The sequence below is a fragment of the Roseibium sp. MMSF_3412 genome, from assembly GCF_030733265.1.
In the GTDB taxonomy this organism is placed as follows: Bacteria; Pseudomonadota; Alphaproteobacteria; order Rhizobiales; family Stappiaceae; genus Roseibium.
In genome coordinates, this window is sequence record NZ_JASHJI010000004.1 from 251,436 (window position 1) to 264,409 (window position 12,974).

The following is a 12,974-nucleotide window of genomic DNA, read 5'->3' on the forward strand; positions in this document are numbered from 1 at the left end:
TCACGATACAACCCATTTGCAACTGATACATGTATTTCCCGATGACTTGAATCTGCAAAAATACCCTCAGTATTTTTACAAGACCATGCGGAATTGCGGCCCCTTCTTGCAGCAAGTTCAATTCGCCATAGAAAAGAACGTCTTACGGAAAATCAAAAAAAGACATGCGCGCCGTGCGTTGGCGCGTGGCATGAAAGTTAAAGCACTTGTGCCTCGGCAGCACAAATCAGCATCGGATTTCGATCCAGGGGGCCGGGCGCCCGAAATGGAACCCCTGTGCCGCCTCGATGTCCAGCGTGCGGAGCAGCCCGGCCTGGGCAGGCGTCTCGATGTGTTTTGCAACCACCTTCATTCCCAGCTTGCGCGCCGCCCCGATCAGACCGCTCAGGATCGCCGCCCTGGCGGGCTCGCGAAGCACCTGACGCGTCAGGCCGGCCTCCAGCTTCAGCCACTCGACGCGCATGCCGGGCAAGCGCGACAGCACCGGCCAGTGTCCGGCAAAGTCGTCAATGGCCGTCTGACATCCGAACTCTGAAACGAAACCGAAAAAGGATTCCACGGTCGACGGCTCCCGCAGGAAGTCCTTTTCCGCAATCTCCAGGCACAAGCGCGACGCCAGCAGCGGATTGACCGACAGGCGGCTGTGCAGGCTGTCGCGGAAACCCGGATCACGCGCGGATTCCGCAGAGACATTCATGGTCAAAAGAGACCTGTTGGCACTGCGTTCGGCCGCATCAAGCACCCTGTCGAGGGTCCAGGCATCGACCTGGGCGATGAATCCCGACCGTTCGGCCGCGGAAATCCAGGCGCGTGAGGACAACCCCTTCGCGCGCTCACCCTGAAGGCGCAACAACACCTCGTGCCCGCAGATCTCATTGGTCTTAAGCGACACGATCGGCATGGCGTAGAGAACCAGCTCCTTGCCGCAGAAGCTCTCCGGCTCCGGCAAGTTGTCCTGTTCCTCCAGTTCGTTGGCCGCGTCGCCCGCATCGTCCGCGCATAACTGAACCGATCGTCCTCCACCACGCTTGCCACGCAGGCAAGCCGTGTCGGCAAGAGCCAGCAATGCGCTGGCATCCTTGTTTTTCTGCAACGTCTCGCTGTCGGCATAGGCAACGCCGACAGATCCGGAGATGGTGAAGACACGGTCCTTGATTTCAAGCCGGATCCTGCCGAACCCTTCCAGGATCCTTTCGGCATATTCGTGGGCGGTTTCCCGGCTCGTGACCGGCAACATCGCCGCAAATTCATCACCACCGATCCGGGCGACCGTTCCCAGTTCGCCAAGTGTCAGCTTCAGGCAGGATGCAACACGCAACAACATGTCGTCGCCCGCGTCATGCCCACCCAGATCATTGACTTTCTTGAACTCGTCAAGGTCGATGTAGTAGACGGCCAGACCAGTCTCGCCGTCTGCGCGGATGTGCGCCAGCTCGCGTTTCAGTGCGCGCGTGAAGGCACGCCGGTTTTCCAGCCCTGTGAGGGGGTCCTCATATGCAAGACGCTTGTTCTCCGCAATTTCGGCGGGATTTTCGACGTTTCGCCTGACGATGGCCATACAGGCGATTTCATCCGGGCTGCCATCATGGCCGCCCGGCAATGCGATCAGCCTGACCTCGCTGACCTGCGACCCGCCGGGGGACATGTCGCGCGAAGATGCTGCCGTTTCGGGAATGTGCAATGTGTGGGGAAGTGACTGCCGCGCCTCTTCAAGCGCCTGCTTCAAGCCATCCAGATCCTGCGCGCCGCCCGTTTTCTCCAGCAGCGTCAGCGCCATGTCCTCATGGCTCTCGGCGCCGGCAAAATAAAGTATCTCGTCTGGAAAATGCGCAAGAACGCTGCTGTCGGAGACCTCACGCCCCACCGTTTTCTCTGGTTCTGATGCGTTGACGCCTGACGGGTTAAAGGTGCCGTGCCACTGCTCCTGACCCTCGTTTGCGGTCTCGAACTGGACCAGGACCGCCTCGCGACCCTTTTGGAGAAAGACATGGGAGGTGCACATGAAATGACTGCAAAAAACCGCTCCCGACCTGAGCCTTACTTCCCCGCTTATTTCTGCCGGCAATCCGCCAAAGGCAACCGCCAGCACCCGTTCGAAGCGCGCGCTGCTTTCGTCCGACATAAAGTCCTGAAACCGGCCGGGCACGCCCGAAAGACCCCGCAGTTGGAGGCCGTTTTCAAACGCCTTGTTGCAGGCCAGGATGCCGCCATCCCTTGCGACATAGGCAGCCGCAAAGGGCAACACTTCCAACAGCGAAGTGTGAAAGGCGGACAATATTTTGCTCTGCGAGAGACCGGAATGATCCTTCCGGTCTGCCGCCAACCGATGGCTGATTTGCACCAGACAACCCTTTCAACAATGTCTTTTACACTGACGCCTTCTGAAATACTCGTGCGTCACCCCTGAAAATTATTACCACAGTTTAACCGTTAAACTTGCCTAAGCAAAACAACTCACAGATCTTAAAAATTTTATGGTTAATATTAATTTTACCAATAACTTTCAAATTTATTTCAAATTTATATTTCTCTCTACTCGTATTATCCTAAATTGCTGAATTTGCCTTATTTTGATCACTGCTTTGACGTAGGGGAACGCGCCGGCGGGCCGAGAGCCCGATTTACAAATTCGTAAAAAATAATTCCGGCGACAGGACGAGGTTTGCCATGTTTACCATTTCTGCACGGGTCTTGCGCCCGCTGGTTGCGCTGAGTGTTGCCTCACCGCTGCTTCTTTTTTCCACCTCCGCACAGGCAAATGATGCCTTTCAGCAATGCGGAAAAGCCTCCTGGTACAAACTGGGGGGAACCACGGCCAGCGGAGAGCGCGCCAACCCTCAGGGCCTCACGGCTGCGCACCGGACGTTGCCGTTTGGCACTCTGGTCGACGTGACCAACCTGTCGAATGGCAAGACGGTCACGGTTCGGATCAATGACCGCGGCCCGTTTGCAAAAGGCCGCGTGATCGATGTGACCCTGGCGGCGGCCAAGCAGCTCGGTTTCGTACAAAAGGGCATTACGAAGGTGCGCGTAACCGGTGCCGACGCGCCGAATAGCGCCATTCCTAAGCAGAAATGCCAGTGAGAACGTGTGATTGGCGTGTTTCCGACAGTGCCGGACCGCTCTGGATTTGACAACAAGACCACGCTAGCCATCTGAAAAATAATGGATTTTTTCCTGTCCCGGAGCATCACTGCCCGACTCAGTATGAATAACGATCAGTCGCATTAGAGTGAATCAAAAAATAAAATATTTTACGGTAATGACATTACATTGAGATGTCGCTAGAGTTGCCGCCGTGGTCGATGGGGCCACGTGCACAGTAACTTTATTCGCGCAGTCTCACGGCTGCGCGTTTTTTTTGTCTGCCCCGAAAAACTGGCGCTTGCCTGGCTTTCGACCGGCTTGCCGGGTGAGCCGGAAAAGCCCTAGAGGCGTTCATTGCGGTCGAGCCTGCCAAGAAATGCCGCGGCGCTCTCCCGATAGGCCTGCTTCTTGTCCGGTGCCATCCTGTTCCAGGTGGCATAGGGCTGCCCCAACCTGGGGTTTCCTTTCAGGACATCGTGATTGCGGTCCAGAAAATCCCAGTAGAGCGCGTTGAAGGGACACGCACCTTTTTCCGTCTTGAGACGAACGTCGTAGGAACAGGTCGCGCAGTGGTCCGACATCTTGTTGATGTAGTTGCCGCCGGACACATACGGCTTGGAGGCAAGCAGCCCGCCATCGGCGAACTGGCTCATGCCGACCGTGTTGGGAAGCTCGACCCATTCATACGCATCCGCATAAACGGCCAGGTACCATTCATGCACTTCGTGCGGATCGATGCCGGCCAGAAGGGCAAAATTTCCGGTGACCATCAGGCGCTGGATATGGTGTGCATAGGCCTCCTCGATCGTCTGACCGATCGCTTCGGAAAGACAGCGCATATCCGTCTCGCCGGTCCAGTAGAACCTGGGCAGCTGGCGTGACGCACCGAACGCGTTGGAGGCGGCATAGTCCGGCATTTTCAGCCAGTAGATCCCGCGCACATATTCCCGCCAGCCGAGAATCTGGCGAATGTAACCCTCGGCCGCATTCAGCGGCGCCCTGCCCTGCCGCCACGCCGCCTCGACCTTGCGGCAGAGATCGAGCGGGTCCAGAAGGCCGGCATTGAGATAGGCGGAGATGACCGAGTGATAGAGGAATTTCTCGCCGGTCAGCATCGCATCCTGGTAGGTGCCGAAATCGGCGAGTGCGTCTTCCAGAAAGCGGTCAAAGGCAGCCTCGGCATCGCGCCGGGTGACCGCGAACCAGAAGGGCTCAAGCGTGCCGATGTGATCGGCAAAGCGCGTTTCGACCAGTTCAATGACCTCACGGGTGATCTCATCCGGTGACCAACGTGCCGGCTGCGGCATGAACAGATCCCCGCGTGCGGGCTTGCGGTTGTCGGCGTCATAGTTCCATTTGCCGCCGGCCGGCTTGCCAGCGTCCATCAGAAGACCGGTCTTCAGGCGCATCTCCCGGTAGAAATGCTCCATCCGCAATTGCTTGCGCCCCGCGGCCCAGACCCTGAAACCGGCTTGTGAAACAATGAAGCGCGTGTCTTCGCGCGTCTCGACCGGAACACCTGTCAGCGATTGCCAGGAGGCGATGTCCTCCCGAACGCGCCACTCGCCCGGCTCGGTGACGACAACCATCCCGGGCTCTGTCTTGGCGCAGGCCCGCGCGACCTCGGCGCGGAAACTGCCCGTGTTGGCATCATCGTCTAGCTTGACATAGTCCACCTGCCAGCCGTCTTCGCGCAGCTCCTGTGCAAAATGGCGCATGGCGGAGAACAGGAACGCGATCTTCTTCTTGTGGTGGCGGACATAAGTCGCCTCTTCGCGCACCTCCACCATCAGGATGCGGTCGAGATCCCTGTCGGCGCCGCGCAGGCTGGAAATGCTGGGGGTCAGCTGGTCGCCCAGAATGGGAATGAGATGCCGGCAGCCGGTCTCCGTCGTCATGTGCGCCCGGGGTTTTGAAACGGTCATGCCTCCTATACGCACCGACGCGCCGTTGCTATCACATGGCACGCTGCTCCAGACGAAATTTCTGCGCCAGCCAGCGCGGGTCTGCACGAGATCGCACAGTTTCGGACAAACCTGGCAAACCCCGGCAAATAGGGACCAACCCGGGTAAGCCCGGGCAAAGCCGCATGCCGCTGTGCACCCGAGCCGGTCCGTGCCTCATTATATCTTGTCGGATTTTCCAAAAAGCCGTTGCCCGCGCGAAGCGGATCTTGTATCAGAACGCTCTATCCACCGCGCACCTTGCTCGCGCGCATGGCACGCACCCGTAGCTCAGCTGGATAGAGCGCTGCCCTCCGAAGGCAGAGGCCAGAGGTTCGAATCCTCTCGGGTGCGCCAGATTTTTCCAATTTTTACAGGTTGTTATAGCTTCCACTCAAACCTAGATTACTTGGCTGGCCTACTAATGGCACACATTTGGCACAGTTAAAGGTAAGAGTATTGGCAACCATCAGACAAAAGGCACCGGGCCAGTGGCACGTCCAAATCAGAAAGCGCGGGTTCCCAACACAGACACAAACATTTCGCACCAAGCGAGACGCTCAAAACTGGGCCAATGAAATTGAGACCGAGATTTATCGCGGACGTTTTCGAGATCAACGAGTAGGAAGAGCGCTCACCTTTGGTGCTTTGATAAACATCTATCTGGATGAAGTAACGGATCATCGCCCTAGTGAGGCGTCAAAAGTTTCCGAGCGTTTGCGACTTGAACGCTTCCTAAGAGAGGAACGTAAGCTTTGCGCATACGATGTCAGACATCTACAGCCAGAGCATTTCGACGAATACAAAAAACAACGTTTGAACGCCCCCTCTCCTCGAAAAGGGCGCAAAAAAATTTCGGCCAGTACCGTTAAGCGCGAACTCACTCTTCTCAAACGCGTTATCGACTACAAGAAACGGGAACTTGGCATTCAGATTAATCCGGTCAACACCACCGATGTGGCGCGACCAGCGGTAAATGATGAGCGTGATGTTCGATTGGAACGCGCACAAATCCGCCGCTTGTTAGAAGAGTGCTATGCAGCGAGAAACAAGTTTCTTGGCCCTTTCGTAGAACTCGCGCTGGAAACCGGTTCTCGCCGAAGCAACTTACTTCGCTTGAAGTGGGACGATCTCGACCTCGCCAAGAGAAAGATCACTCTTCGAGCCATCAAGAATAGTCGAAGCCCGGAAGAAATCAAAGATCATGTTACAGGTTTATCACCAAGAGCAATAGAGATCCTTGAGTCTCTACCCAAAACTGATGCTTTCGTTTTCCCGGTTAGTAGTGACTCAATCCGAAAGGCTTTTGAGCGAGCCAGAGAGCGAGCAGGTGTCCCCCACTTCTGGCTACATGACACGCGGCACGAACGAATTTCAAATCTTATCGAAGAAGGATGGTCCATCGTTCAAGTAATGGCATTAACGGGCCATAGGGACGTAAAATCGCTTAAACGATACGCAAACCTGCAACCAAATTTCATTGCAGATGAACTGGAAAAGTTGCATTCGCGCCGTGCTTCTGAGTAGTTAGGTTAATTCTTTCGCAATGCTATCGTTTACTTAGCAGCAACGGTGCGACTTCAGATTCTGGAAAGCCTAAGTCGCATCATTCTGCTAATTGTTGGGCAGACAATTCATCAACATACCTTCTCATTGCTTCTTGCGTAAAACAAGTACGCTTGCCGCGCTTAACGGGTTTCGGTCCCTGACCTTTGTGAACCAAGTCTCGCAAGGCTTGTTCGGACATTGAAAGAAGCTTAGCAGCTTCGGAGAAATTCAATAGCATACGCTCATTTAACGGTACGTCGTTTGTGCCCGTATTGGAATGGTGTCTTGAATCGCAAATCCATGTTGGTAGCTGATCATTTCCTACAAGATACGTTACTTTTAACTTGCCTTGCGATGCCGCCAATATTGTTCTAGGGTCAAGACAGGGATAATAAAACTCATTTTTATACATCTACATTACTCCAGTATTATTCACTTTGACATGTAGATTATACTGACCACAATTCAACAAAGTTCGAAAGCATATTTCAACGCTAGGTAAACCGTGGTGCTGGGAGAGTGGACCGTGATAAAGGCGTTGATGTCTTCGTCGCTCCACGCAATGTGACCTGCGCTATTTGTCTTTATGTTCTTCACCAATCGAGTCGGATTGCGATCATGCAAACCATAATCGATCACGAATTCGAAGACTTGCCTTAGCACATTCTGCATTCCATTCGCCGCTTCTGGCCTATCAAGCATCTCATCTCAGCGCATCAATAAGTGCTTCGGCTCAAGACTTTTGAATGGCTTGTCACCATCGTTGTTTCGCTCAAAGAAGCGGTCGAGGATTTGTCTTCATACACACCTGGTACGCGTTGCATGGGAACGAAAAGCGGCGGACTAGCAATATTGCGCTACCAACGCTCTGAGCATTTCGAGCCTGGCCTTTTTTGGCGTTTCTTCCGGCTCGGGACCTTTCAGGCGCCCATGCGTGCTAGCCGATAGCCTTCCAGAAACTCCGGGGAGCATTCAGGCCCTCGGAGCCGAAGTTTGCGGCCATTGCGACGGTAATTTAGGCGAACATTGCCATGTCTGTCACATTCACTTCAATTCAGTTTTCATGGCGGCCCTCAGTTGTCCCAGGGGTTGCCATCATTGGGAGCTGAAAGATGATCCAACGTCTTATCAAGCGCATTGATATCCGAGACGGTCCGGAACCATAAGCGGATTGAGGCGGGCATGATCTTGTCTTTGCTCAGCGTGTCGAACATAGACGCACTTACGCGAATGTATTGGGCCACTTTGGTTCTGGAGAGTCCTCGTCGAGGTCCGGAGGGCTTTGAGGACTGGGCTGATGCGTCGCTCATCCGGCCAGGCTTTGTTGGCATCAGCAAGACTGGAAACAGCCTGGGTAAAGACCGTATCGGAAGTGCCTTTGGGGAAAGTGTAACGAGATGGTGTCAATCAAAGCCTCCTTTAAGGCCCTAACCGTGGTTACCACCCGTCTTCAGGGAGAAGCCCAATCATTGGGATATCGTATTTCAAATAGACGTAGATGGGACAGTTTTGGAATTCAACACACTGGGGCGAAATCTCGCAAAGACATTCACTATGTCAAAAGAATAAACGGAGAAAGCTATAGTTTTTCATGAGATTTACTCTTGGTGCCTCATAAAAAAGTGCATTTGGCTGGATCATCGTGATGTGGCTTTTCACAATTACTAAATTCGATAAGCCACGGACCGAGGACGATCAAAAACTGCTTTTCAACACCGGCCATGCCAAGTGAAATGAAGCAATGGATGTTGCCGCATAAAACACTGTAGCCATGCTAACAATTCTCGGTAGAAGCCAGACATGCACAACCTGCTTAATGCCTGATTCTTCGCCTAAGACCTTGAGGCTTGACGCAAGTTCGCGGCTTTGAAATACACCCCAAAAGGAAATGATTGCAAATCCAGCGCCCAAACCACCAGGCACAAGCAACGCAGGAGCGATTTTTTCAAAGTCTGCTTCTGAACCGAGTGCGTAACTGATCATGCCGCCGGAAATTGCTGCGAAAAGAGTTGTCGCCTCGATCATCAGCCGGACATAGAAGCGCCACAGATCGACCAGCCGCCAATATTCATCATAGAGGCGATCGGTCTCGCCGTGTAGTCGTGACACTCTTGGCTCCTTGTCTGGGAACGCTATCGCAGGTTTCATTCTTTGCACAGAAAGCCATCGTTTTTCCGACTTCAATCAGGTTGGGGAAATGGAAGAAACCAAGTCCTGCAAAACCTGTAATGCAGAAAGCGCAACACCTCGGGCAAACCACGCTGTGGGTAGAAGATAATAAAGGCCAGAAGCACGACGGGATCGTCGCGCAGCTGATCGGGTATGTTTGGGGTCATCGTTTCCGATGCATCGCGTTGCAATTTGCTCCACTCATATCTATGAGGCAATTGCTTGGATAGATTCTTGCCGTTGTCCGCTCGCCAAAGTCCGTATTCCCATTTTTGCGCCGGAACAAAGCTGTTGTGCATCAATCGAGTCATGTCTGGCCAAACTGACTTGGCGCGTGACTTTAAATTTGTCCGAACGAAGCAGTGCAGCAAACCTTCCGCAAAGTAGGAAGACTTTGATTGGACCTCGCTCGCCAAGTTTTTAGAACTTGAGCCTAGCACTCCAATCAACTGAGAACGGATGCAGTCCTCAAGGTTATGATAAGGGGAAGGCGCATACCCACCTTCAAATTTCAAGTTTTGAGCGGTTATCCATTGTATTATGGCCAAAAACTCCAAATTCGGCTGGTTTGTCGCATCTCTCATACGCCACGCTACCACATTGGCAAATACCTGTGGTATTGCGGCTTCTCCCCAAATCTCTAGCCTCGTTACACCGTGTTTCGTTAGCAACGAAATGGTTCGTTTCTGTTCTTCACGCAGACAGACGCTAGGTACATCCTGCTTCTCGTCAATTCTGAGAAGCGACAGCAGAGAGAGTGTTTTCAGCGCCCTAGCGTTCCAGAGAATTCTGTCTGAAATGCTACCTCCTTGTAAATATACTTGGTTCAGGTCTTTTTTTTCGTCCTCTGAACCCGCTTCGAGATTTTCAATTCTTTCTCTAACCTCTTCAAGTAGGTCGATTATGGAGGAAAACATCGCTATCCGAGCGGTTTCATAAGCTCTTAAACTGTCCCCTACTAGTTTATAGCCGTATCGATCCAAAGCACAGGCGTATGCAGCCAAGAGTGAAACCCAAGCTGCAACAACAGCGTTGTGGTTTGAGGAACTGACGTAGTTTCTGATGGCAAAGGAAACAAACAGCGACGCTGCAAGCATTGATCTCACAAAAGCGGGTTTCTTCGTGCTGCTTCGCTTTTTGGATATTGCCAGAATTCGGTCAAGTGATTTCGATATTAATGCGAGGTCGGGCTGATCCTTTCCATCAACATTGTACATTCGAATAAGATTCTCGTGCACAGAGAAGTCGTCTGGCCAGAAATTTCCCGAATGAGCTATTGCCCAGCGCAGCAACTGACCACGGGATAATATCTTCAACCGTGTGTTTGTATGAAAACCACGGAATTCAAGGTCCTGATTTATATCATCAATTGTACGTTGGACTTCTTCTTCAACTTCACCATTTGTTACCAAATAGCACCGATGGGGCGTTCCTGGCACTCCTGGGTAGGTTATGCGTTGCTCAATCAGTTCAGTCAGTTGTGGTCGAATTTCGCGGAACTGCGATTGGGTCAACCGACTACCCGGGTTCCCCTTTAACTGAAAACAACAGGGCACGCCGTCCGGTCCAACAGTGATAACGTCTTTGCCAAACTCTATTGGCATGTGTCGCGTAGAATGAATTACGGTATGGCCTTCACCGACCAACATCTGAAGGAACGCCGCTTGGTAACCCCGTTCACCAATACTATCCAACCAATGTTCGATTAGCTTCTCTATCACGCCATTCCAGCCTCTTCTTCTCGATGATTTCCTTCTGCTTCCTTTCGAACTCGGGTCTCTTGGGATCGCTCATCAACTCTTCAATCTTAGGTCTCATAGAAGGGCTAATCACCATTGTTGGCATGCTCGGCTTTCCGTCTTCATCAAAGTCAATTTGAACTTTTTCGAGAGCCTCCAGTATCGTCTCAAACGAAAGTGGATTTCCTTTCCAATCAATAATATTGCCCGTTTTCTTTGTTGTTTGATCAATCACCTCAAAGAACATCGTTGCCTGATGGCTAGCCAACGCTTCCGCAACAGGAACAAAGTACTTAAGGATTTCATCGAAAGTCGAATACAGAATTTTGTTCGAAGGAATTCTTGATGTTGCTGAGAACTCACGAAAATCGGTATCGTCATTTTCTCCATCCGGACGAATTATGGCTGACTGATCTCCTTCAAATACCCGGTGTCGGGGAACTTCACCTATTCCTGGAGACCTGACCTTGGTTTCATGTTCGACGAATCTACTGACCAATTCTTCGATTTCATTTTCTAGCTGCGGAATAGTTTCTTGCACTATCTTGCCTTCTAATCACTGTAACAAGCTGGACTAAGTGTGTTAAGTTGAGAATATACTTTTAGTTGTGAAAAGTCAGCATGCCTTTGGGAGCAAACTGGGCATGACTGTTGGGACGTGACGCCTCGCTTAACTTTGTTTTTTTTAGGCTGCAATACATCGCAACAAGATCGTCCTATCGGCACTAGAGGCAGTCTCCCAATTCCTTGGCTCCAGCTTCTCGAAATCGATCGTTTCTGATGCGCTCGAAAAACTCTTTTCAATGCCGATGAAATAAGAAAGCTGATCTATTTTTTTGGTAGTAGGACAGTCTGATCTACCAAACCCCACATGTTGAATAGAAAAAGCCCAAGCATGCCATACTTGGCTATCTGAACGAATATGGAGATAAGGTGCAGATTTCTGTAACCTAAAAGGCCACCAAATCTAGGTGTTATTCTCGACCGATCTTCCGACAGTGCAAGCGAAGCGACTTTCATCGTTAGTAGAAAGCGGACACAGTTGTAGATTATGGAATAAAATATGAATGCTGTGGCAATCCAGCCTTCACGATAGCCTAAAAGCACCTGCCATACCGCGTATTCTGTACACAAAGAGCCTTCTTGGCCGCATAGGGCGTTGTTTCCCAAATTTGCGAGATAGTAGTTCATTGCCAGGCTTGCATAAGCTTCAGCGAGCAAACTGAGCATAAAGATAATTGGGGGGAACAGTGAAAGTAATAGTCTTAAACCCGTATACTCAAAGCGGAGCGAAGTCCATTTGTCAATTCTATCGCCTGAAAATACTGCGCCGTAAACACTTGTCTGATCGGGTGTAAAATTAACAGCATCCCCCAAATCAGCACGATCAAAAACTGAAAAGCTAAGTTTTGCATTGGTGAATATACTTTTGTAGAATTTCGCACCAGTAGCCGTAACTCGCTCCATATTTGCGCCTGTAAAGTCCGCAGAGGTAGCGTCAGCACCGTCTAATTCGGCACCAAAAAGATCGCAACTATCAATAAATGAGCAACCAATCAGGGTTGATTTAATAAACTTCGTCTGCCGAAATATACATCGTTCGAAAGTCAACCCGGAGATAACAGCGCCAGTGAAATCTACGCTTGAGAAGTCACATTCGCTGAAAGTCGCTTCCTCAGGTGCCTTGGTTTCTTTAAGGTCTTCACCTCTGAAACTGAGGCCGCTTACTGTTCCAGTAGCGGCCTCAAAACTAGACTTATTAGCCTTGGGCTTGTCGCTCATCGTCTTGCGTCCGAGTTCCAAAAAGGACTTCGAAAGGAATCTGTAACTCGGTGTGGAACGCTCTCATTGCGCTAAGGGTTAAGGGACGCCTTCCCTGCAAAAACTCTGTGATGCGTCCGCGTCCAATGCCAGTTCGACGCGCCAAATCAATCCGTCTCAGCTCGCGCTGCTCCATTCGGAATATGATTGCTTCGACAGGGCTCGCTTCGGGTATTGGAAAAGCTTTCTCTTCGTAGTCCTCGATTAGCAAGGCCAGCGCATCCATGAGCGCTGTGTCTTCTTCTCGATCCGCAATGATTAGAGCTTCGAGACGCCGCAGAGCTTTTGCGTGCTGCTCTGCATTCTCGATCACATGGACAACGGAAGTCATATCAATTCACCTGTTGTACGATCAGCTGGCCATTTCCCTTGAAGCCGACAATAGCGTCTATCGAGCTGCCTGATGCTCGTAATGGGAAGTTCCAGTGAATGTGGTCTTGGCTGCTTGCATTAGCGAAACTGGCTATCACATCACCTGGACCGAGCCAGCTTGCACTACGCACGATGCTGAGCCATGCTCGTAGCTCTCGTGCCTTCGAAGAATTCGGAGAGACATTAATCACTCCTTGGATCAAGTTTGTTCCTGTCACTCTCATTATATAGCATGCTCCCATCGCGGGATCAAGAAAAAGTTCCCATTTTGGGATCAAAACACTAAATTGATGAA

General features: G+C 51.6%; 10 protein-coding genes and 1 tRNA gene. 3 read left to right on the forward strand and 8 right to left on the reverse strand.

All coding sequences use genetic code 11. The features are described from left to right. Window positions 1-226 precede the first annotated feature (226 nt). Window positions 227-2,275, reverse strand: coding sequence for an EAL domain-containing protein (locus tag RBB49_RS10040; protein WP_306142612.1), 2,049 nt, complete (start codon window positions 2,273-2,275; stop codon window positions 227-229). A 392-nt stretch (window positions 2,276-2,667) separates the two neighbouring features. Between RBB49_RS10040 and RBB49_RS10045 the strand changes: the two genes are divergently transcribed. Then, on the forward strand, window positions 2,668-3,084 hold the full coding sequence (locus RBB49_RS10045) for a septal ring lytic transglycosylase RlpA family protein (protein WP_306142613.1): 417 nt from the start codon (window positions 2,668-2,670) through the stop codon (window positions 3,082-3,084). Window positions 3,085-3,428: 344 nt separating this feature from the next. On the opposite strand, the gene RBB49_RS10050 is transcribed toward RBB49_RS10045, so the two are convergent. Then, on the reverse strand, window positions 3,429-5,012 hold the full coding sequence (locus RBB49_RS10050) for a cryptochrome/photolyase family protein (protein WP_306142614.1): 1,584 nt from the start codon (window positions 5,010-5,012) through the stop codon (window positions 3,429-3,431). A 298-nt stretch (window positions 5,013-5,310) separates the two neighbouring features. Here RBB49_RS10050 and RBB49_RS10055 point away from each other — a divergent pair. Further along, window positions 5,311-5,387 (forward strand) — tRNA-Arg (locus tag RBB49_RS10055). A 102-nt stretch (window positions 5,388-5,489) separates the two neighbouring features. Then, window positions 5,490-6,557 (forward strand): tyrosine-type recombinase/integrase, encoded by a 1,068-nt coding sequence (locus tag RBB49_RS10060; protein ID WP_306142615.1) that lies wholly within the window; start codon window positions 5,490-5,492, stop codon window positions 6,555-6,557. 79 nt (window positions 6,558-6,636) lie between these two features. Here the strand turns inward: RBB49_RS10060 and RBB49_RS10065 are convergent, their stop codons facing one another. From RBB49_RS10065 to RBB49_RS10090, 6 genes are all read right to left on the reverse strand, one after another. Next, entirely contained in the window at window positions 6,637-6,990 is a 354-nt protein-coding gene (locus RBB49_RS10065) for an AlpA family transcriptional regulator (protein WP_306142616.1), read from the reverse strand. A gap of 1,283 nt (window positions 6,991-8,273) precedes the next feature. Next, a complete protein-coding gene (locus RBB49_RS10070) occupies window positions 8,274-8,687 on the reverse strand; it encodes a hypothetical protein (RefSeq protein ID WP_306142617.1) in 414 nt (137 codons plus the stop codon). A 71-nt stretch (window positions 8,688-8,758) separates the two neighbouring features. Then, on the reverse strand, window positions 8,759-10,468 hold the full coding sequence (locus RBB49_RS10075; RefSeq protein ID WP_306142618.1) for a hypothetical protein: 1,710 nt from the start codon (window positions 10,466-10,468) through the stop codon (window positions 8,759-8,761). Beyond that, window positions 10,434-11,027: a hypothetical protein gene (locus RBB49_RS10080; protein ID WP_306142619.1), complete on the reverse strand. Its 594-nt coding sequence runs from the start codon at window positions 11,025-11,027 to the stop codon at window positions 10,434-10,436. Before RBB49_RS10080 ends, RBB49_RS10075 begins: the two co-directional genes overlap by 35 nt. Before the next feature lie 287 nt (window positions 11,028-11,314). Continuing rightward, complete coding sequence (locus tag RBB49_RS10085; RefSeq protein WP_306142620.1) at window positions 11,315-12,268, reverse strand: pentapeptide repeat-containing protein; 954 nt, start codon at window positions 12,266-12,268, stop codon at window positions 11,315-11,317. Continuing rightward, complete coding sequence (locus RBB49_RS10090; protein WP_306142621.1) at window positions 12,246-12,638, reverse strand: type II toxin-antitoxin system HigA family antitoxin; 393 nt, start codon at window positions 12,636-12,638, stop codon at window positions 12,246-12,248. The genes RBB49_RS10085 and RBB49_RS10090 overlap by 23 nt, the downstream gene beginning before the upstream one ends. Window positions 12,639-12,974 lie beyond the last annotated feature (336 nt).

Excerpts from the sequence above, each read along its gene's own strand:
- RBB49_RS10045 (WP_306142613.1), top strand. The coding sequence starts at position 2,668 with ATGTTTACCATTTCTGCACGGGTCTTGCGCCCGCTGGTTGCGCTGAGT.
- RBB49_RS10050 (WP_306142614.1), bottom strand. The coding sequence starts at position 5,012 with ATGACCGTTTCAAAACCCCGGGCGCACATGACGACGGAGACCGGCTGC.
- RBB49_RS10065 (WP_306142616.1), bottom strand. The coding sequence starts at position 6,990 with ATGTATAAAAATGAGTTTTATTATCCCTGTCTTGACCCTAGAACAATA.
- RBB49_RS10085 (WP_306142620.1), bottom strand. The coding sequence starts at position 12,268 with ATGAGCGACAAGCCCAAGGCTAATAAGTCTAGTTTTGAGGCCGCTACT.
- RBB49_RS10090 (WP_306142621.1), bottom strand. The coding sequence starts at position 12,638 with ATGACTTCCGTTGTCCATGTGATCGAGAATGCAGAGCAGCACGCAAAA.